The organism is Actinomadura litoris (genome assembly GCF_009733595.1).
Lineage (GTDB): Bacteria > Actinomycetota > Actinomycetes > Streptosporangiales > Streptosporangiaceae > Spirillospora > Spirillospora litoris.
Genome location: NZ_WOFH01000005.1, coordinates 633995 through 653447, shown reverse-complemented (window position 1 = coordinate 653447; position 19453 = coordinate 633995). Strand labels below are relative to the sequence as shown.

The following is a 19453-nucleotide window of genomic DNA, read 5'->3' as shown; positions in this document are numbered from 1 at the left end:
CACGTCGGAATCCAATACACCTGCGCCGTCCACCCCAACGACCCATCCACCGCCCCCAACTCCGCACCCACCCGCACCAACGTCGAGGTATCGGCCTCGAAACCCCCGAACCGGGCCGGGACACGCAGCCTGAAGATCCCCGCCTCCGCCAGCAACCCGATCTGCTCATCGGCCAACCGGCCATGCCGATCCGACCACCCCACGAACGCACCCGCCGCACGCGCCGCCTCCCCGGCACGCCCGACCAACTCCTCCTGACCCACCACATCCCTGGCCAACATCGCATCCTCCTCGCACGACCCCGACGAACGACGACCGACCGGCGGCGCCCCGCACCGCCACACACGACGGTTCCATCCGCGGGCCGGGCCGGGCATCCTCCCGAATGCGCCGAATCTCCGGTGGCCGAAACTCCCGCATCGGCCAGAGGGCCCCCGAAACCGGGGCGGTCGGCCTACGATGCGAGTGGGTCATGATCCCGGCCCTCCGCCCCCACCCCCACCGATCCAATGCGGCGGCCGGACGGCCCATCCCGCCCCCGACGAGCTCGACCCACCCCGATCCGCTCGCCCGACCGCCCGGCCGCCCACATGATGGAGCGGCGGGCCGAGGAGCCGTCATGCCTGCGCCAACCCCTGTAGAAGGCCACGCCCAAGACCGCGGGACCCGGGAGAGCCCCGTGTTCGTCCTCGCCCCGGCACGCTCGTGCTCGACCTCACTCGTCGCCATGCTCTCCGGACACGACCGGATCTACGGATTCCCGGAACTGCTGCTGTTCGGCGCGACGACCGTCGCGGAACTGCTGGACGAGGCGACGCGCCGTCCGAACCTCCCCAAGAGCCGGGTGGAGGCCCGGCTGAGCGGCCCGCTCCGCGCGGTCGCCGAGATCCATGAAGGCCGCCAGGACGCGCCCGCCGTGGAGCGGGCGCGCGAATGGCTTGAGGAGCGCCGCGACTGGCCCACCCCGCGCCTGTTCGATCACCTGCGCGCGCGCCTGGAACGATGCATCGCGGTCGAGAAGTCGACGGAGACGCTGATGCACCCCGAAGGGCTCCGCCGCTGTTTCGCGGCGTTCCCGGACGCGCGGTACATCCATCTCGTCCGGCATCCGGTGACCACCGCGCGGTCGATGCGCGAGCAGTGGCGTGAGCTGTTCCCGTCCGACGGCGAGAGCGAGCTGCTGGAGCGGGGGGCGTCCGCCTGGTATCGCGGGCATCTGCGGGCGGTGTCCGCGCTCGCGTCGCTTCCCACCGGGCGCTGGATCAGCCTGCGCGCCGAGGACGTGCTCGCCGACCCGGCCTCGCACCTGCCCGGCGTCCTCGACTGGCTCGGGCTCGACGGCGGCGACGTCGCCCTGATGAAGCCCACGCAGGAATGGGTGTTCGCCGGAGCCGGGGACGACGACTCGGCCTACGGCGAGGACCTCGGCTTTCTCCGCTCACCGGAGACGTTCCCGCCGTCCCTGCCCGACGCCCGCCCGCGGGAGGCGTTCACCGGCCTCCCCCAGGCCATGGTCGAGGAGATCGGCAGGCTCGCGAGGCACCTCGGCTACATGTGACGCGCCGTGAGGTCCCGGGCTCCGCTCTCGGCGGGGCCCGGGACTCCGCGCCGGTAGGGGGTCAGGCGGGCTGCGGCGTGCGGGCCGCCTTGACCGCGTCCCGCAGGTGCTGCTCCGCCTCGTCGGACAGGGACGTCCTCAGGATCCGCCCGCCGAGCGGCGCCATCTCGGGGATGACCTTGTCCGGGTTGCGCTTGTCGACCAGGACGAACACCGCCGCCGCTCCGGGCACCAGGTGCTCACCGAGGTCACGCATGAAGGCGTCGTCCACGCCGATGTCGGACGCGGCGCCGAGCGCGGCCCCGGTCGCGCCGCCGATCGCCATGCCCAGCAGGGGCATGAAGAAGATGAGGCCGATCAGCCCGCCCCAGGCGGCACCGCCGAGCGCCCCTCCGGCGGTCAGGTTCCGGGCCTGGTGGAGCTTGACCTTGCCGTTGTCCTTGCGTTCGACGACGACCAGGTCCGCGAGTTCGATCACGTGCTCCTTCTGGAGCTGGACGAGTTTGTCGCGCGCCCGCTCGGCGGCGGGCAGGTCGTCGTAGGCGACGGCGATCAGGTCACTCATGGATTTCCCCCATTTGACGGTTCACCGCGCGGCTAGGCCCCGGTCGCTCCGGCGGGCGGCGCGGTGAGCGCGTAGATCAGCAGGACGCACAGCGCGATGGTCAGCACCGACCACAGCGGGTACGCCTGCAGGAAGGCGACATGCCCGATCGCGGCGAGCACCGCGAACAGGACCCCGGTCGCGCGGGCCCACAACTTGCCGGTCAGGATGCTCAGGCCCACCACGACCTGGATGGCGCCGAGGATCAGCCAGAACCATCCCCAGGCGGTGAAGTTGAACACCATGATCTTGTTCTGGGCGACGAGGTAGTAGTCGTCGTTGAACAGCGCCACCAGCCCGTCGATGACGTTGAACGCGCCGACCACCATGGCCAGCGTGCCCGCGAACGTCAGCCAACCGGACGTCCGATGCGGGTGGTGCGCCTGCGTGCGGTCGTGCATGGCCCTGCTGGTCATCGGAACCTCCCCTCGTCCATGGCCACAAGTCCCACGGACTAATGCCCACAAAGCCCCACATGTCCGGAGCCGACCGTGGACAAACCACGATCAATACCCAATTGACCAGGGCTTTTGCGAAAGTTGGCCGCGGTGGACCGGCGTCACTCGGTCGGGCCGTAGGTCTCCCAGAGGTTTCCGTACAGGACGCTTCCGACACGGCTCATGGCCTCGATGCCCCGGGGGCCGCTCGTCCGGAAGGCCATCAGATCCCGCACGAAGTCCTCGGCCTCCACGTACAGGATTCCCGCCCCGATGATCTGAGCGTGGTCCTCCCCCTCTGCCGGGTCCAGGCAGATCCGAACCGGCTGTCCCGACGAAAGGTTCGAGGCGCTCCTGAGGATGACCACCGTGCGGTGGGCGGCTTGCCCGTCGACGCCATGGAGGCGGTATTTCAACTGCGGAGAATCTTCGGTGCCGTTCTCGGAATCCAGCGTGAGGGTCCCCTCCACGGCGAACCTCTGGCCGCCGATCTCCACCCGTCCAGTGGCGGGAGCCCGCTGCCCCGGTTCGCCGAGGAAGCGTCTCGTGTCGTCGATGACGGCGCTGAGCCGGACCTTCATCCGTTCGCGTTCGGCCGACCTCTCACCGGCCCTGGGTTCGGTCTTCCCGTAGGTGAAATAGCCCCGCAGCTCCTCGGTGAACGAGAGCGAGGTCGCGTCGGGTCCGGCCGCGGGGAGCACCCGGGCCGGGGACGATTCGGCGATGCGCGTGCTCATGCGGTCGGCGTGGGCGGCGATGGTCAGGGCCGGGTTCGGGCCGACCGCGCCCGGCATCGCGGCGCCGTCGGCGATGTAGAGGCCCGGATATCCGAAGACCTCACCGTAGGCGTCGCAGACGCCCACGCCGGGATGAAGGCCCATGGGCGCGCCGCCCAGCGGGTGAATGGTCAGAATCCGGGGGCGGAACCATGCGGGATTGTCGGCGTACTCGGCGCCGAGGACATTCGCCATACGCTGCATCGTCTGGCGGAGCCGGGTGAAATGGGCCTCGCCGCCTTCCGCCGTCCAGTCGGCGGCGAGCCGCCCGCGCTCCAGCCGCAGCCGGCCGTCGGCGGCGTCGTCCCCCATGCCGACCAGCGGCAGCGCACCGGCGGACAGGGCGCCGTCGCCGATCAGCTCCGACAGCTCCCGGGCGAGGCGAGAAGCCGGCTCGCGCCTGAAGAGGTCGGTGAGATTGCCCACCAGGTACTTCACCGCGCGCTGGAATTCGTTGTCGGCGGGTTGGGCGAGCCAGTCGACGAATCCCGGATAGCCCCCGTCCTCGATATAGGCGCCGGGAACGCCGCCGGGGCCGTCCGGAACCCGGATCGCACTGGTGATCACGGGGCCGCGACCGGCGTCGAGCGGTCGTATCCGGCTGTGGTCCCTGGTCCTCTGCAAGAAGGTCAGCAGGTCGCCGTTGCCGCCGAACCGGGTGCCGAGCGCATCGCTCAGGCCCGGGAAGGCGGCTCGGGACTTCAGCAGCAGGAACGTCGTCCCGTATGTGCCCGCGCCGAGCACCAGTCTGTCGCATGACAGCGTCTGGATCCGGGGGCGTTTCCTCCCCGTTTCGACGTGGTGGACGTAATCGACCTCATATCCGCCGCCCGGCCGGGGGCGGATCCCCTTCACCTCGTGGGACGTGCGGAGATCGGCGCCGTGGTGCGCGGCGGCCGAGAGGTAGGTGAAGTCGAGCGTGTTCTTCGAGCCCTCGTTGCAGCCGATGATGCATTCGCCGCACAGTTTGCAGGTCCGGCGGGGGCGGCCGTGCAGATCTGGGAACTCCCGGTTGACGATGGGCAGGCTGAGGCCCGGCGTCGCGCCCGGTTCGCGGGCGAAACTGACCGCCAGCGGTGGGAGCGTGAAGTCGAGGCCGAGTTCGGCGGCGGCGTCCCGCATCGCGTGCGTCTTCGAGGTGAAGTCGAACGGCGCTCGGTCGAACGGGTAGGGCGTCGCCCCCGTCATCCGCTCGACGGCGTCGTAATGCGGGTCGAGGTCGTTCCGCGTCATCGGCCACGACTCGAACCAGCGCTCGTCCTTTCGCAGCATGGCGTTGGCGGATATCAGGGAACCGCCGCCGAGGCCCGCCGCCACGATCGAGTCTCCGCCGTCGAAGGTCCAGATGTCGAACAATCCGTACTGCCGCGCGTCCGGCCGCCAGAACGCCCTGTCCCTTTCATCCGGCGAGCGGGGGAAACCGCCCGGCGGGTAGGGGCGGCCGCGTTCCAGCAGGACCACGGAACGGCCCGCCTCGGCCAGCCGGTACGCGGCGACGGAGCCGCCGAATCCGGAGCCGACCACCACGACGTCCACGTGCTCGACCAGGCTTCGCGGGGCTTTTCGCGGGGCCGCGGTGACACGGGGCCTGGCCAGTTCCGCGTAGTCGCCGCCGAGGCGTCCGAGCAGGTCGGCGGAGAACTCGGCGAACGGTCTGCTGGACGGAGAGAAGGCACGGTCCCCGCCGGGCGCGTCCAGGAGCGCGCCGGTCGCGCGGGGCTGCCCCAGCCGCGCGGTGACGAAGGCGTTGACCTCCTCGATGACCCGGACGGCCTCGGACCGGCGGATCGTGCACTGGAGCACCTCGGCGACGCCCTCGTCGAAGGCGTAGCGGGTCTCGTCGGGGTCCGCGGCGGCCTCGCCGACGATGTGCAGCAGGCCGCTGTCCAGCACCTCGGCGAGGTGGGACGGACGGCTGTCGCGCAGCGTCAACTGCTGGACGAGGCGCATCACCGGCAGCGACAGCGGCACCGTGGACAGGTATCCGGCGAGCCGGTACGCCTGCGGTGACGCCGCCCGGAACGCCGCGACCCGCTGTTCCGGCGCCGCGTCGCGATCGCCCGGGACGACGAGGCCGGGCGGTTCCGCTTCGGCGGGCCGGGCGACGGGACGCGTCCAGGCGACCATGCCGTCGATGCCGCCCGGCGCGTTCGCGGTGATCAGTCTCGCCCAGGGCGCGAGCCATTCCGGTTCGATTTCGAGGACGGGAATGGGAACGCCCCGCCCGTCCGGGACATCGCCCGTGGGTGGGCGACGGCCGCGCCTCTCCACCGTGAGCCGGACGTTCGGCACACCCGCCTCGCAGGCGTTGAAACGAGCCGGGGCGAGGTTCAGCCCGGTCCGTTTCCAGAGCCGCTGCGGAAAGGGTTGCAGGAGCGCGACCGGCCCGTGGCGTCCCCAGTCGTCCAGCACCGTGAGGGCTTCGCCGTCGCGCCAGATATCGCCGACGCAGTCGCTCAGCACCAGCGTGAGCCGCCGCCCGGACGGGTCGATGATCTGCTTGGCGCTGCGCGGCGCGGTCCCGGCTCCCGGGCCGGCGTGCAGGCCGAGCCCGCCGCCCGGCTGCCGCCGCAGGTACCACAGCCGTATGTCGTGGAACGCTCCGAGCGTCTCCAGGAGCCGGCGCAGTTCGAGGGCGAGCGGCCGCCACACCTCCATCGACGGCCCGGTGTCGACCACGAGCGACAGGCCGAGCCAGCGCCGGGGCTCCGGGACGAGCACCGGGAGCAGCACCTTCTCGTCGGCGCCCCGGTCGGCGGTGGCGTCCTCGTCCAGCACGAGCGCGTGGGCGGAGGGGAACCGCCGCTTGAGCGGGCGCAGCGCCCGCAGGATGTCGAGGCCCTGGGGCAGCGGCGTGACGGCGGGCGCGCGGGCGGCCACAGCGCGTCCGGTCGCGCGGGCGGCGTCTTCGGGCGCGGGCTCGGGCGGGTGGAGCGCGACGCGGTTCTCGACCGGGCGCGGCCCGGCGGGTTCGCCGAGCGGCGGGCGGGGCGGCGCCGGGGGGCCGGGCTCGGGCGGCTCGGCGGGCGGGTGGGGTTCGCGGGCGCGCCGGGCCGCGGGAGCGGCCGGGCCGAACCGCTCGGCCAGCCACAGGGTCTCGGCGATCTCCCGGTCGGTGCCCCGGACGCCGAGCGCCTCCAGCGCGGCCAGGAGATCCTCGATGGACGCCATGGTCAGTCCGTCGCCGTCCGCAGGTGCTCGATGAGCTTCTCGGCGACGTCCTCGATGCAGGTGCCCTGCCTGCGCGCCGCCTCGAAACGGAAGTAGACCGCGTTGAGGAGCTGGTCGGTGGCGAGTTCGCGGCCGTTCTGCTGCCTTTCCACGAAGCGCGCCAGCAGGTCCTCGCCCGTGTTCTCCATCTCCTCCCCGAGTCGGGCGCGGACGATGTTCGCGAGCTGCTCGCGGGTGGGCGGCGAGATCGTCAGCGGGACGCAGCGGCGCAGGAACGCGGGCGGGAACTCGCGCTCGCCGTTGCTGGTCAGCACGATGACCGGGAAGGCGGCGCAGCGCACCCGGCCGCCGCTCACGCTCACCCGGCGGCCCGCGCCGTCGGCGGTGGTGACCTGCACCCGCGGCCGGTCCGGAGCGACGCGGACCAGCTCGGGGATGTCGAACTCGCCCTCCTCGAAGATGGTGAGCAGGTCGTTCGGCAGGTCGATGTCGCTCTTGTCGATCTCGTCGATCAGCAGGACGCGCGGCCGCTCGCGGGGAAGCAGCGCGGTGCCGAGCGGCCCGAGCGTGAGGTAGCGCCCGATGTCGGACTGGGCGGCCTGCTCCCTGAGGTTCACATCGTGGAGCCGTCCGATGGCGTCGTAGGTGTAGAGGCCCTGCTTCAACGACGAACGGCTGGTGATGGGCCACCGCAGGACGGGCCCGAGACCGAGTTCGTGTGCGATCGACAATGCGAGGGTCGATTTCCCCACCCCCGCCTGTCCGGTCACAAGCAGAGGGCGCCGCAGATAAAGGGCCGCGTTCGTCAGGTCGACGGTCGTCTGATTGGGCAGGAAGTGGCGGGCGCGTTCGCGGTCGCCGGGCCGCCATTCGGGCGGCGGGACGGCATCGCCTGGGACCTCTCCCTCGAACCGCCGCCAGGACAGGGCCGGTGGCAGGCGGTCGATGCCGTCGTGCGGGGAGCCGGTCCCCTCGTAGATCCGCCAGTCGTCGTTCAACGGGTCGCTCCTTGGGGGGCGGACAGCGCCGCGCCGTTGGGGTCTGGCCGGGTGGGGTCGTCCCAGAGCACGGTGAGGGCCTTGCCGCAGTGGTCGACGTCGCGCGCCTGCGCCCGCGCCTCCGCGCGCAGTGTCCTGATGAGGCCGGGGAGTTCGATGAAGGAACGGCCGGAGAAGCGGTCCGAGATCGCCTTCTGGAAGGCCGCCACGGCGCATTCGCCGTCCTTCCCGCAGGTCCGGCCGTCCAGCTCGCAGGGGGTGCGGCGCCAGATGGCGGCGGGCAGGCCCGCGTCGAAGGCGGCCTCCAGCACCTCCCTGCGGCGTCCGTCGCCGGGCAGGTAGCCGACCATCAGCATGGCGTGCGGCTCGGAGTTCTGGAATGACGCGTAGAGCTGTTCGAGGCTGTCCCGCGCGCGGCAGTCGGCCCAGCGCAGAACGGGCGGCCTTTCCTGGAGGCTGCGCCACCGGCGGCGGCAGTGCACGAGCGCGTCGTAGGGGCGGTCGCAGGTCCGGACGATGACCGGGAACTGCACGCCGAGCAGCCGGTAGGGCTTGCCGACGTACCATTCGTCGACGGCGTCGTGGCCGTCGCGTCCGCCGAGTAACTCGAACGGCATGACGAACTCGACGACGAGGTCCTCGATGGCGGCGTCGTCGCCGCCCAGCCGCCGCATCACCTCGACCAGCACGGTCGCGAGCCGTTCGCGGACGTCGGTGATCGGCATCGCCGTGTCGTCGCAGTGCTCCAGCACCGCGCACCGCTCGGAGCCGACGCGGTGGCTCCAGATCGCCAGCAGCAGTTTCCGCACGTCGTGCCCGGCCGGGCTGAGGTGGATCTCGATCCGCGCCGCGCGCGGGCCGGGCGGCCGTTCGGCGAGCGCCGTCGCCTCGGCGCGCAGGCGCTCCAGCGGGTGCGGCCGCCCCGCCGCCGGGACCGAGTCGGCGACCTCGTCGAGGAGGTCCTCCGGGGTGCGCAGCGGCCGTTCGGGCAGCGGCCGCAGACCGTCGAAGACGCGGTCGAACAGCAGGTCGTAGTGCTCCTCGGGCATCGCGGCGAGGACGGCCAGGAGCGACTCGACGCCGATGTTCCGCAACCGCTCGCGCGCGAGGAGCTCGTCGCGGAAGGCCCGCCAGCGGGCGTCCCGCGGCGGCCGGCCGGACGCCCAGACCTCGGGGAACCGCTCCCGGACGGCGCTCATCGGCGTCCCGAGGCCGCCGTAGGGCGAGTCCGGCTCGCGGGCGGTGGTCAGGATGCCGCAGACGGCGCCGGTGGCCGGGTCCAGAATGGGCCCGCCCGACATTCCCGGCGCGAGTTCGCCTTTCGACATGGACAGTTTCGGCTGCCCGAACACGTCATGGGGAGAGTCGTAGTCCACCCAGACGCCGCCGACCTCCATCGCGCCGTAGGTCGGTTTGTAGCCGGTGGCGTACAGCCGCGTGTGGTCGTTGGGCAGGCGGTCATCGAGCCAGGCGTAGGGGTGCCCGTCGGGAAGGCCGTCGCAGGTGATCAGCGCGAGGTCGGGATGGGCCCACAGGTCGCCGTCGCCGCGATACTCCGGGACGGCGCGGACGGTCCCCGAATAGACGCCGCCGTTCCAGTGGAACTCCGCCTGGCGCGCGGCCCACGCGGTCGCGCCGTCCTCCGTGCGCGCGACCACATGGGCGCACGTCAGCACGGCACCGGGAGCCACAAGAAAACCGCTGCCGCCGCGCAGACCACCGGCGGGGATCAGTACGACGCAGGCGTCCAGCAGTCGGGCGATACCCGTGCGGGCGTCGGTGAGCGCTTTCGCCGCCGCGCCGTCACGCGGGAGCGGACCCGCCCCGATCGGATTTCCCATTCGCGTTCCATTCGAGGCGGACCTTGAGGGTCGCCTTGGTCTCCCCGTCGACGAGCAGGCACATGACCTTCGAGTTCTTGACCGCGATCTCCAGCCCGAACTCGACCTCGGCCACGTCCGGCCGGACGGCCGCGACCGCGCGGTGCACCTCGGCGGCGACGCCGCGCAGGGCCGAGCCGACCGCCGAGAACGACAGGGCCTCCTTGACGCCGATGTTGGCGGGCCCGCCCCGGCCGCCGCCGTCCACCTGTTCGGCGCGGACGAGAACGCTCCCGCCCTCCGGCAACTCCAACTCGACGGTTCTGCTTTCGCCCACGCGCCGTGTCCCCCTTCGCCGTCCGGTGAAAAGCCTGTCCCGGAACCCGGGGGACGGCAAGCGAAAGGCGACGGCCGCACGCCTTCACCCGCCCGTTCGTCCACATCCGGCCGCCCGCTACGCGATGCGGTGGGCGGCGGCCGCGGCCTGGGCCGCCACCCCCGGAATTCCCGACGTGATGAAGGACCCGTCCCCCGCGAGATCGCCGACGATATGCACGCGCGGGTCGGACGCGACGACGCCGCCCGCCGGGTGCCGCGCCGCCATTCCCCCCTCGACCAGGCTGCCGACCAGGGCGGACGCGTCCTGCGGGAGCGCGTGGGGCGGCGGGTTCACGGCGTTGACGACCCGCGCGGCGCTTCTCGCGGTATCGCGGGCGTGCACACGGAATCGGTTGTCGGCATGCTCGATTCCCGTCACGCCGCGGACGATGTCGAGCTGCCCGGAGTCGAGCAGTTCGAGCAGCCGGACGGCGTTCACCGGCACCATTGGTGACGCGAGCCCGGTGGCGACGCGAAACCCCGCGCGGAGGCGGTCCTTGTCGCGCTCGTTGAGCCGTCGCCACGCGATCGGGCCGACGGAGTGCGCCGTTTCCTGGAGGACGCGGCGTCCGATCTCCGGCGCGTCGATCAGTGCGATCTGGCGCCGCAACCGGTGGACGGGGTCTTCGGACGGAGCCGTTCGGATATCGGCGATGAGTTCGTCGAAATCCTCCCCGGCCTCGGCGAGTTCGGTCCGCAGCAGTTCCACCAGAGCGTCGAGCGTGACGTCGGGGAGCGCTTTCACGTGATCGGCGGTGACGTGGCGCGGACGGTGGTCGAGCGGGCGCTGCCAGACGTAGGGGAGCATTCCCGTCCGCGACACCATGCTGATGCGTCCGGTGTGGCCCCGGGCGGCGAGCGAGACGGCCACGTCCACGGCCGTCAGCCCGCTGCCGATGACCGCGACGTCCGCCTCCGGCGGGATCGTCGTCAGCGTGCGGGCGAGCGGATAGGGGTCTCCGACGAATCCGGGGGCGTCCTTCAGGCCGTAGTGGTCGTGCGGGCGGCCGCCGCCCACGCAGAGGACGACCTGGTCCGCGGGGTGCTCACGTCCGTCGTCGGTGTGGACGGTGAGGGATCGCGCGCGCGTCACGCCGACCACCCGGCGGGAGACGACGCTCACGCGCCAGCCGCATTCGCGCAGCCGGGCCAGCGCCTTCTCGGCGGTCTGCTCCAGGTATTCGCCGTAGAGGGCGCGCGGGACGAGCGGCTTCCCGAACCGCTCGTCCATGTGCGCGGCGCCGCGCGTCCCGAGCCAGGCGCCGTAGTGGTCGCGGTCGCCTGAGCGGATCGACATGATCGCGGGTGGGGCGTTGACCAGCACCGATTCGAGGTCGGGGGCGTAGGGGCGGCCCCGCCACAGGTGGCGGGACGGCTCGAACACCGTGACCGTTCCGGTGCCGGGGGGCCAGGCGGCGAGGGCGTCCAGGAGTGCGGTGGCGGCGGCGCCGCCGCCGATGATGGCGATGTCCATGGCTTGAGCGTCGCCGCGCGCGGGCGCGGCCCCCATCCCCCCGCCGGGGGGACCTTCCGGGAATGTCCCCCTCAATTGGGGGGTTGGCGCGGAGGGGACGAACGCGCAGGCTGGGCGCGTGTGCGGATCGCGGGGAGGGCCCATGGGCGGACGGAGCGCCGGTCTCACGGCGGGGCTCGACCGGGCCGCGAGCGCCGAGGACCTGTTCCGCGGGACGTCGGCGCGGCTGCGCCGGACGGTGCCGTTCGACTCGGCGGTCTGGACGGCCACCGACCCCGAGACCGGGCTGGTCACGGCGCCGATGCTGGTCGAGGGCCTCGGCGGGCGCGACCGGTGCGCCGACTACTGGGAGAGCGAGATCCTGGAGGAGAACGTCGTCCCGTTCCGCGACCTCGCGCGGGCCGCCGTGCCCGCCGCCGGGCTGCGCGCCGCCACCGGCGACCTGCCCGGCCGCAGCGCGCGTTTCCGCCGGCTGCTGGAGGGCCAGGGCGTCCACGACGAGTTGCGCGCCGTGCTCCGCGCCGGCGGGCGCCCCTGGGCGGTGGTCAGCCTGTTCCGTTCGGCGGGCGGCGCCTTCGCGCCGGACGAGGTGGACGTCGTCGCCGGTCTCTCGGGCCCGCTGGCCGCGCGGCTGCGCCGCCTCGCCCGCCCGGCGGGACCCGAGCCGCTGCCCGACGCGCCCGGCCCGGGACTGGTGCTGTTCGACCCGTCCGGGGAGGCGACGTCGATCAACGCCGAGGCCAGGGAGCATCTCGCGCGCGTCCCGGAAGGCCCTTCCGTGCCGTCGGCGCTCGGCGTGCGGCTGCCGATCTGGGTCATCGGCACCGCGCTCCAGGCGAGGGCGATCGCGCGGGGCCGCGACCGGGGCGGCGCCCGGGTCCGCGTCAGGACCGCCGAGGGGAGCTGGCTCGTCTGCCACGCCTCGGCGCTGACCGGCGTGGACGGGCGGCCCGGCCCGGTCGCGCTGGTCATCGAACCGGCCGCCGCGTCCGACCTGGTGGTGATCGTCGCCGAGGCGTACGAGCTGACCCCGCGCGAGCTGGAGATCACCGGGCATGTCGCGCGCGGGCTGTCCACCGGCGAGATCGCGGAGCGGCTGTTCATCTCGCCGCACACCGTCCGCGACCACCTCAAGACCGTGTTCGAGAAGACCGGCGTGTCGAGCCGGGGGGAGCTGGTCGCGCGCCTCTTCGCCGAGCACTACTGGCCGCGCGCCCACCCCCGGCCCTGAGCCCGGCTCAGGGGAGCCGGGCCCGGTCGAGATACCGCCGCAGCGAGTATTTGGGCTTGTGCTCGGCGCGCAGCCGCGCCATGTGCTGGACGAACCTCTCCTTCTCGGCCTCCCCGCCCTGCTCGGCGAGAAGCTGCGCTTCGGCGAGGAAGCTCGCGGCGCGCGAGTAGGCGTACTTCCCGGTGCGCGCTATCTCCTGGTCGGCCCGCGCCAGCAGGACGGGAACGGCGTCGGCGGGATGGGTCGCCCCGCGTGCCCTGGCCAGCCTGAGGTGAAGGCTTTCATAGAGCTTGATCCCCTGGGACGCTCGCCAGGCCCCTTCGACGTCGTCCTCCCAGAGCAGGATCTCGATCAGATCCTCCCGCTCGCTGACGGTCTCTTTCAGGAGGGTCAGCGCCCGTTCCCGCCATCGCGGCCAGTGGTCGCCCGCCGCCTCGGCGAGCGCCTGGTACCTCGCCAGGGTCGGCCCCTGGATGACGGCGGGCCACAGCATCGCGACGGCCCCCCGGCGGTCGCCCGCCCGCAGCAGGCATTCCGCGCCGAGCTCGCGCAGGTCGACACCGTACTCGTACTCCTCAAGGCCGCGCGTGACCCAGGCGACGGCCTCGGTGTCCCTGCCCTCCGACGCCAGCGCCCGCACGATGAGCTGGAGGTCCTCATACGACGGCTCGGTCTCCGTCAGGACGGCGATGAGCGCGTCCGCGCCGCCCTCGGCCTCGGCGAGCCGCTCCCGCAACCGCTTGACCGTCTCGGCGGCGTCCGTTCCCTCCGCCTTGGCGGCCTCCCAGGCTTCGGCGACCCGTTCCCGGTAGCGGGCCATCCCCGGTTCGCCGAGCGCCTCGGCATAGTCGGGCAGCGCGTCGAGGAAGAGCTCGCCGCACTCGCCGGCCGCGAGCGCCTGGTCGACCAGGCGGTCGGCGAGGGCGGCGGGGTCGGGGTGGCCGCCCGCGCAGGCCCGCAGATGCAGCCGCCGGACGGACGAGAGCAGGAACTCATCGAGGGCGCCGGCGTCCGGATGGGAGACGATCACGTCGATGGCGTGCTCGGTCAGCTCGACGGCGGTCGGCGCGAAACCGGTGTCGATCAGCTCGGCCACCTCCGCGAGGGCCTCGTCCAGGTCGTCCGGGTCCTCCGGGTCGTCGGGGTCGGCGAACGCGGCCTCGATCGCGCCGGTCAGGCGGCGGCGCAGGCGTTCGACGTCCAGGACGTCCGCCACCTCGGCCCCCGCCGCGACCTCCAGCCTGGACCGCAGCAGCGGGGCGGCCGCCGCCGCGCGCATCAGCTCCTCGACCAGCCACGCCGTGTCCCGCGTCGCGAGGAACGCGCGCAACCGGGCGTCACCGGCCCCCGGCTCCGGTTCTGGTTCGGGTTCCGGCGTAGGGGCGGCATCCGGGAGCGGCAGTGGCCCCGCCTCCGCCACCCACGCGAGGGCCACCGCGACGCAGTGTTTGCAGAAAGCGCTTTCGCCTCCCTGCGGGCAGGAGCACTCGGCCGCCATTCGCGAGTGCGCGAGTTCGAGCCGGACGCGATAGGGCCGCGTGCCGTCCACGGTCGCGGTCGCGGAAGTCGCGGTGACCGACAGGTCCTCGACGCGTCCCTGCCCGAGATAGACGCGCCCCCGGTTGAACGCCTCCGAGCCCGCCCGCTCCTGAATGGATCGCTCGGTCACCGTCTGCCGGTCCATGCCGACATCGTGCCGCGATTTCTCGAAACGCGGCGGCGAAGTCGTCGATTCGGGACGGCGCCGTTCGCCGTGTGGGTGCGGGCGCCCGACCGGGGCGCCCTCGACCGAGGAGACAGCAATGCGGAAACTGCTGGTGACGACGTTCGTCTCGCTGGACGGGGTCATGCAGGCGCCCGGCGGGCCCGAGGAGGACCACGACGGCGGATTCGAGCACGGCGGATGGGGCGCCCCCCATTTCGAGCCCGCGATCATCACGCTGATGGCCGAGGTCACGGCGCGGGCGGGGGCGCTGCTGCTGGGCCGCCGGACCTATGAGGACTTCGCGTCCACCTGGCCGCTCGCCGAGGACGACGACCCGATCGGCGCGAAGATCAACACGATGCCGAAGTACGTCGCGTCCCGGACGTTGCGGAGCGTCGAGTGGCAGAACTCGACGCTGCTCGACGGCGATGTCCCCGACGCGGTCCGGAAGCTCAAGGAGGAGGACGGCGGGGAGATCCAGGTGCACGGAAGCGGCGGACTGGTCCAGACGCTCATTCGGAACGACCTCGTCGACGAGTTCCATGTGCTCGTCTTTCCGGTCCTCGTCGGGAAGGGCAAGCGGCTGTTCGCGGAAGGGACGGTTCCCGCGGGCCTCAGGCTGGAGAACGCCACAACGTTCGGCACCGGTGTCATAGCCTGCACGTACACGCGGGTGGGCGGGCTCGCGTACGGGGCCATGGGGCCGGAGACCGGTAACTGGTGACGGAGCGGAAATGCCGCAGTACGCGATCCTGATTTACGAGGCGGAGCTTCCCGGAGGCGCGGCCGACATCCCGCCCGAGGTCATGGAGGCCAATCTGGCGGCCGGGGAGCGGATCGCCGCGATGGGCGCGCGGGTCGTCCACGAGCAGGCGCTGGAGCCGAGTTCGGCGACCCGGACGATCCGCAAGGGCGGGCTGGTCACCGACGGGCCGTTCATCGAGAGCAAGGAGGTCATCGCCGGGTTCTTCGTGGTCGAGGCCGCCGACCTCGACCAGGCGGTCGCCATCGGGAGGCTGCTGCCGATCATGGACGGCGCCGTCGAGGTGCGTCCGCTGCTGACGGGGTGAGCGACGCCGACGCGGCCCGGCGGGCGGTCGAGGGCGCGCACCGCCGCGAGTGGGCCACGGTGCTCGCCGCGACGGTGCGCGTCGCCCGCGACCTCGACCTCGCGGAGGAGTGCGTCCAGGACGCCTACGTGGCGGCGCTCGCCGAGTGGACGCGGGACGGCGTGCCGGGCCGGCCCGGGGCCTGGCTGACGACCGCCGCCCGGCACAACGCGCTGGACGTCCTGCGCCGGGCGCGGACGCTGCGCTCGAAGCTGCCGCTGCTGGTCGAGCCGGAGCGGGACGCCGCGCCGGGAGCGGGCGATGACCGCCTGCGGCTCGTGTTCCTGTGCTGCCATCCGGCGCTCGCGGTCGAGGCGCGGGTCGCGCTCACGCTGCGGCTGGCCTGCGGCGTCGCGACGCCCGACATCGCGCGGGCGTTCCTGGTTCCCGAGGCCACGATGGCCGCGCGGATCACCCGCGCGAAGAAGAAGATCGCGAAGGCCGGGATCCCGTTCCGGATGCCCGCCGCGCACGAGCTGCCGGACCGGCTGGACGCGGCGCTCACCGCGATCCACCTGCAGTTCACCACCGGCCACACCGCCCCGACCGGAGCCACGCTGACCAGGGACGACGTCGCCGGGCGCGCGGTGGACCTGGCCCGCATGCTGCACGCCCTGATGCCGGACGAGAGCGAGGCGAGGGGCCTGCTGGCGCTCCTGCTCGCGGGCCACGCCCGCCGCGCCGCACGCACGGCGGACGGGCGCCTCCTCCCCCTCGAAGAGCAGGACCGCTCCGCCTGGGACCAGGAGTCCATCGCCGAAGCCGACGCCCTCGTGGTGAGCGCGCTCAGAAGCGGGAACCCAGGGCGGTTCACCTTGCAGGCCGCCATCGCGACGCTGCACGCGACCGCCCCGGCCTACGCCGACACCGACTGGGACCAGATCCTCGTCCTCTATGACGCGCTGCTGAGGGTGTGGCCGTCCCCGGTGGTCGCGCTGAACCGTGCGGTGGCGGTCGCGATGGTCGGCGGGCCGCCCGCCGCGCTGGCCGAGGTCGAGGCGCTCGAACGGGACGGGCGGCTGGCCGGGTACCGCTACCTTCCGGCGGTCAAGGCCGACCTGCTGCGCCGGATGGGCCGCGCCCGGGACGCGGCGGACGCCTACGAGCGGGCGCTCGCCCTGACGGCCAACGAAGCGGAACGCGCGTTCCTCCTCCGCCGCCTAGCCGAAACGAAATGATCGGGGCCGGTCGCACGATCCGCCGCGCACAGGGGAAGATGGCTCCCGTGATCAAGGAATGCCCGTGATCGGGGATGGGGAGGGCCGACAGTGATCGTGACGGTGCTGGGCGGGGGGAACGGCGCGCACGCGGCCGTCGTCGATCTCACGCTGGGCGGGCACGAGGTGCGGTGGTGGCGGCGCGGCGCGGCGTTCCCGTCCGGCGGGCGGCTGCGGTACCGGACGCACGACCGGACGGGCACGGTCACGCCCGCGCTGGTCACGCACGACCTCGCGCGGGCGGTCGGCGGGGCGGGGCTGGTCGTGGCGCCGGTGCCCGCGTCCGCGCAGCCCGAGCTGCTGGCGGCGCTCGCGCCGGTGCTGGAGCCGGGGCAGGCGGTGGCGTTCACCCCCGGGACGTTCGGAACCTGGCAGGGCGCGCGGCTGCGGCCCGACGTCGCGTTCCTGGAGACTGGAACGCTCCCGTACCTGACCCGCGTGACCGCGCCGGGCGAGCTCGCCATCCCGGTGACGGCGACCCGGCTGCCGGTGGGCGCGATCCCCGGCACGGGCGCGCTGGCGGACGAGGGCCACGCGCGGTTCGCCGCCGCCTACCCGGCGGCCGTCCGGATCTCCGACGGGCTGGACGCGGCGCTCACCAACTGGGGCCCGGTGATCCACCCGCCGCTGATCGCGCACAACCTCGGCGCGATCCAGAACCTCGCCGACCGGTTCGACATCCACGCGGACGGGACGTCCCCCGCCGTCCTCGCGACGACCCGGGCGCTGGACGCGGAGCGCGTCGCGCTGCGCGAGGCCCTCGGCCTGCCCGGACCGCACTGGCCGCTGGAGGACTACTACCTGGAACGTGACACCTCGATGTACCCGCCGGACGCGAAGGAGCGGCTGCTCGCCTCCGGCCTCTGGCGCGAGACCGTCGGCCTCGACCACCGCTACGTCCACGAGGACGTCCGGCGCGGCCTGGTGCTGAACGTCGCGCTGGCGCGGCTCGCGGGGGTCGCGGCCCCGGTCGGCGCCGCGATCCTCACCCTGCTCGGCGCGGCGCTCGGCGAGGACCTCCTCGACCCCGGCCGGGCCGCGGCCCTCCTCGGCACCGACGACCTCGACCACCTCCGCGAGGCGGCGCGCACCGGCGTGCCGCACGGAGTGAACCCCAACTAGCCGACGGACGACGCGGCACGCCGCCCCCGCGGCCGTGCCGGGAAAGCAGTGACATGGAGTACTTCCTGCAGTTGCACGGGAACCTGCCGCTCGACGCCTACCCGGTGCTCGCGGCGCGGGCGGAGGAGCTGGGTTTCGAGGACGTCTCCCTCCACGACGTCCTGTTCCGGCGGCCGGTCTGGCCGGTGCTGTGCGACATGGCGCGCGCGACGTCCCGGGTGCTGGTCGGCCCGAACGTGACCCACCCCTACCTGAGCCATCCCGTGCAGCTCGCGGCGAACCTCGCGCACCTGGACGAGCTGTCCGGCGGCCGCGCGGTGCTCGGCCTCGGCCGCGGCTCGATGTATGAGATGGTCGGCCGGACGAACCCGGCGACGCTCGACGGCCTGCGCGAGGCCGTCGACGTCATCCGCACGCTGGTCGAGGGCGGCGGCGGCCCCTACGACGGCGAGGTGTTCCAGCTCAGGAAGGACGCGAGGCTGCACTTCGGCACCGGGCGCCGCGTCCCGGTGTACCTCGGCGCGATGGGCCCGAAGGGCGCGCGGCTCGCGGGCGCGCACTGCGACGGGCTGCGCGCCGCCGCGCAGTGGCACCCGGGCTACGCCTCCCTGCTCAAGGAGCACATGGAGGCGGGCGCGAAGGAGGCCGGGCGGGCCGCCGACGAGGTCCAGTTCGTCGCCGAGAACTGGACGTTCGTCCACCCCGACCGCGAGCTGGCGCGGCGCGAGGCGCGCTCGCTGCTCGCCACGTTCCTGCCGCACCTCGGGGCGCCGCTGGCCTTCCACGAGGTGCCGGAGTCGGAGATCGAGGCGGCGCGGGCGGCCAAGCGCGACGGCGCCACCGAGCGGCTCGCGGAGATCAGCGACCGGACCCTCGACCTGTTCATGGCCGCCGGGGACGCGGACGACCTGCGCGCGGGCCTGGACCGGCTGGAGGCGGCGGGCCACACCGCCGTCTCGTTCTCCGGCCAGCTCGGCCCCGACACCTCGCTCGCCCTGGAGATCATCGGCGAGGCGATCGCCGCCCGCTAGGACCCCGGCGACCAGCACAGGTTCGGCGGAACGCCCTCGGTCAGCTGGCGCTCCTCGAACAGGCTCCAGTGCCGGAGGTGGTCGAGCAGCCACACGCGGCGGTCCGCCGGTTCGCCCCGGCCCGGCGGCAGTTCGGGCCGGGCGGACCCGGGCGTGACCCCGGCGCGCTCGGCGACGGCGAGCATCGCGTCGGTGTCGAACGGCTCGTCCGGCTCGATGTCGAAGTTCTCCGGGTCGAGATGGCGCTGGAGCGCGTCGATCACGGCCCGGTCGACGGTGCGCGCCCGCGCGGCGCGGATGAGGTCCTCGAACGCCTCCCGCGCCGCCTTGGGGTCCTCGGCGAAGGCCAGGAACGCGTCCTCGACCTGGTCGTCGCGCCTGGTGTCGCCGTACCCGCCGTCGCGCAGGCCGTCCGGGTAGTCGGTGCGGCCCCAGGACGAGCCGTCCCACCAGAAGACGTACTGGATCAGCTGTTCCCGGCGCATCATGTCGGAGAGCCACTCCCAGGGCAGCCAGTCGGGCCCGCCCGCCAGGAGGTCCATGGGCGGCACCTGGTGGCGGGTCTTGCTCGCGTCGACGTCGTAGCCGTACAGGACGGCCCGCCCGCCGCCGATCCAGCTCATCCCGTGCCAGCCGTTGCCGACGTCGTCGCCGCGCGCGCCGTCGGGGTACACGGTCGCGCCGAACCCCTCGGTCCCGACGGTGAGCATGGCCAGGGCGGACGCCTCCGCCCACAGGTCCTCGGGGTCGGACATCTCCAGCTTCACAGGCACGGCGGGCACTCCCATCAACGGTGATCGTCGCGACGTTCGACGGGCCGCC

At 73.2% G+C, this 19453-nt stretch carries 17 protein-coding genes; 7 read left to right on the top strand and 10 right to left on the bottom strand.

Annotation, left to right across the window (positions count from 1 at the left end; all coding sequences use genetic code 11):
• On the bottom strand, window positions 1-281 hold a 281-nt coding region (locus GNZ18_RS17730; protein ID WP_173390798.1), incomplete at its 3' end, for an acyl-CoA dehydrogenase family protein.
• Window positions 282-619: 338 nt separating this feature from the next.
• Here GNZ18_RS17730 and GNZ18_RS17725 point away from each other — a divergent pair.
• On the top strand, window positions 620-1558 hold the full coding sequence (locus GNZ18_RS17725) for a sulfotransferase family protein (protein ID WP_173390797.1): 939 nt from the start codon (window positions 620-622) through the stop codon (window positions 1556-1558).
• A 61-nt stretch (window positions 1559-1619) separates the two neighbouring features.
• Here the strand turns inward: GNZ18_RS17725 and GNZ18_RS17720 are convergent, their stop codons facing one another.
• The 7 genes from GNZ18_RS17720 to GNZ18_RS17690 all read right to left on the bottom strand — a co-directional run bounded on the left by GNZ18_RS17720 (window position 1620) and on the right by GNZ18_RS17690 (window position 11216).
• Complete coding sequence (locus GNZ18_RS17720; protein ID WP_156217521.1) at window positions 1620-2123, bottom strand: DUF1269 domain-containing protein; 504 nt, start codon at window positions 2121-2123, stop codon at window positions 1620-1622.
• Between the two features lie 32 nt (window positions 2124-2155).
• Window positions 2156-2578: a DUF7144 family membrane protein gene (locus tag GNZ18_RS17715; protein ID WP_156217520.1), complete on the bottom strand. Its 423-nt coding sequence runs from the start codon at window positions 2576-2578 to the stop codon at window positions 2156-2158.
• Between the two features lie 143 nt (window positions 2579-2721).
• Window positions 2722-6546, bottom strand: coding sequence for an SAV_2336 N-terminal domain-related protein (locus GNZ18_RS17710; RefSeq protein ID WP_246249899.1), 3825 nt, complete (start codon window positions 6544-6546; stop codon window positions 2722-2724).
• Window positions 6547-6548: 2 nt separating this feature from the next.
• On the bottom strand, window positions 6549-7544 hold the full coding sequence (locus GNZ18_RS17705; RefSeq protein WP_246249898.1) for an AAA family ATPase: 996 nt from the start codon (window positions 7542-7544) through the stop codon (window positions 6549-6551).
• On the bottom strand, window positions 7541-9385 hold the full coding sequence (locus GNZ18_RS42260; RefSeq protein WP_156217518.1) for a VMAP-C domain-containing protein: 1845 nt from the start codon (window positions 9383-9385) through the stop codon (window positions 7541-7543). The genes GNZ18_RS17705 and GNZ18_RS42260 overlap by 4 nt, the downstream gene beginning before the upstream one ends.
• Window positions 9348-9701: a CU044_2847 family protein gene (locus tag GNZ18_RS17695; RefSeq protein ID WP_214615356.1), complete on the bottom strand. Its 354-nt coding sequence runs from the start codon at window positions 9699-9701 to the stop codon at window positions 9348-9350. Before GNZ18_RS17695 ends, GNZ18_RS42260 begins: the two co-directional genes overlap by 38 nt.
• A gap of 117 nt (window positions 9702-9818) precedes the next feature.
• Entirely contained in the window at window positions 9819-11216 is a 1398-nt protein-coding gene (locus tag GNZ18_RS17690) for an FAD/NAD(P)-binding protein (RefSeq protein WP_156217516.1), read from the bottom strand.
• Window positions 11217-11358: 142 nt separating this feature from the next.
• On the opposite strand from GNZ18_RS17690, the gene GNZ18_RS17685 reads away from it, so the two are divergent.
• On the top strand, window positions 11359-12447 hold the full coding sequence (locus tag GNZ18_RS17685) for a helix-turn-helix transcriptional regulator (RefSeq protein ID WP_156217515.1): 1089 nt from the start codon (window positions 11359-11361) through the stop codon (window positions 12445-12447).
• Window positions 12448-12454: 7 nt separating this feature from the next.
• On the opposite strand, the gene GNZ18_RS17680 is transcribed toward GNZ18_RS17685, so the two are convergent.
• A complete protein-coding gene (locus GNZ18_RS17680; protein ID WP_156217514.1) occupies window positions 12455-14131 on the bottom strand; it encodes an SWIM zinc finger family protein in 1677 nt (558 codons plus the stop codon).
• Window positions 14132-14249: 118 nt separating this feature from the next.
• On the opposite strand from GNZ18_RS17680, the gene GNZ18_RS17675 reads away from it, so the two are divergent.
• The 5 genes from GNZ18_RS17675 (at window position 14250) to GNZ18_RS17655 (ending at window position 18631) form a co-directional block, all read left to right on the top strand.
• A complete protein-coding gene (locus tag GNZ18_RS17675; RefSeq protein WP_156217513.1) occupies window positions 14250-14876 on the top strand; it encodes a dihydrofolate reductase family protein in 627 nt (208 codons plus the stop codon).
• A 10-nt stretch (window positions 14877-14886) separates the two neighbouring features.
• Window positions 14887-15222, top strand: a complete 336-nt coding sequence (locus GNZ18_RS17670; protein WP_156217512.1) for a YciI family protein — start codon at window positions 14887-14889, stop codon at window positions 15220-15222.
• Window positions 15219-16439 (top strand): RNA polymerase sigma factor, encoded by a 1221-nt coding sequence (locus tag GNZ18_RS17665; RefSeq protein WP_312874584.1) that lies wholly within the window; start codon window positions 15219-15221, stop codon window positions 16437-16439. The genes GNZ18_RS17670 and GNZ18_RS17665 overlap by 4 nt, the downstream gene beginning before the upstream one ends.
• Window positions 16440-16529: 90 nt before the next feature.
• Window positions 16530-17600 (top strand): NAD/NADP-dependent octopine/nopaline dehydrogenase family protein, encoded by a 1071-nt coding sequence (locus GNZ18_RS43700; protein ID WP_156217511.1) that lies wholly within the window; start codon window positions 16530-16532, stop codon window positions 17598-17600.
• Window positions 17601-17653: 53 nt separating this feature from the next.
• Window positions 17654-18631, top strand: a complete 978-nt coding sequence (locus GNZ18_RS17655) for an LLM class flavin-dependent oxidoreductase (RefSeq protein ID WP_156217510.1) — start codon at window positions 17654-17656, stop codon at window positions 18629-18631.
• Here GNZ18_RS17655 and GNZ18_RS17650 read toward each other — a convergent pair.
• On the bottom strand, window positions 18628-19404 hold the full coding sequence (locus GNZ18_RS17650) for a hypothetical protein (protein WP_156217509.1): 777 nt from the start codon (window positions 19402-19404) through the stop codon (window positions 18628-18630). The two genes, GNZ18_RS17655 and GNZ18_RS17650, sit on opposite strands and share 4 nt — an antisense overlap.
• Between the last annotated feature and the right edge of the window lie 49 nt (window positions 19405-19453).

Excerpts from the sequence above, each read along its gene's own strand:
- GNZ18_RS17725 (WP_173390797.1), top strand. The coding sequence starts at position 620 with ATGCCTGCGCCAACCCCTGTAGAAGGCCACGCCCAAGACCGCGGGACC.
- GNZ18_RS17720 (WP_156217521.1), bottom strand. The coding sequence starts at position 2,123 with ATGAGTGACCTGATCGCCGTCGCCTACGACGACCTGCCCGCCGCCGAG.
- GNZ18_RS17670 (WP_156217512.1), top strand. The coding sequence starts at position 14,887 with ATGCCGCAGTACGCGATCCTGATTTACGAGGCGGAGCTTCCCGGAGGC.
- GNZ18_RS17710 (WP_246249899.1), bottom strand. The coding sequence starts at position 6,546 with ATGGCGTCCATCGAGGATCTCCTGGCCGCGCTGGAGGCGCTCGGCGTC.
- GNZ18_RS17675 (WP_156217513.1), top strand. The coding sequence starts at position 14,250 with ATGCGGAAACTGCTGGTGACGACGTTCGTCTCGCTGGACGGGGTCATG.
- GNZ18_RS17690 (WP_156217516.1), bottom strand. The coding sequence starts at position 11,216 with ATGGACATCGCCATCATCGGCGGCGGCGCCGCCGCCACCGCACTCCTG.
- GNZ18_RS42260 (WP_156217518.1), bottom strand. The coding sequence starts at position 9,385 with ATGGGAAATCCGATCGGGGCGGGTCCGCTCCCGCGTGACGGCGCGGCG.
- GNZ18_RS17685 (WP_156217515.1), top strand. The coding sequence starts at position 11,359 with ATGGGCGGACGGAGCGCCGGTCTCACGGCGGGGCTCGACCGGGCCGCG.
- GNZ18_RS17655 (WP_156217510.1), top strand. The coding sequence starts at position 17,654 with ATGGAGTACTTCCTGCAGTTGCACGGGAACCTGCCGCTCGACGCCTAC.
- GNZ18_RS17715 (WP_156217520.1), bottom strand. The coding sequence starts at position 2,578 with ATGACCAGCAGGGCCATGCACGACCGCACGCAGGCGCACCACCCGCAT.
- GNZ18_RS17680 (WP_156217514.1), bottom strand. The coding sequence starts at position 14,131 with ATGGACCGGCAGACGGTGACCGAGCGATCCATTCAGGAGCGGGCGGGC.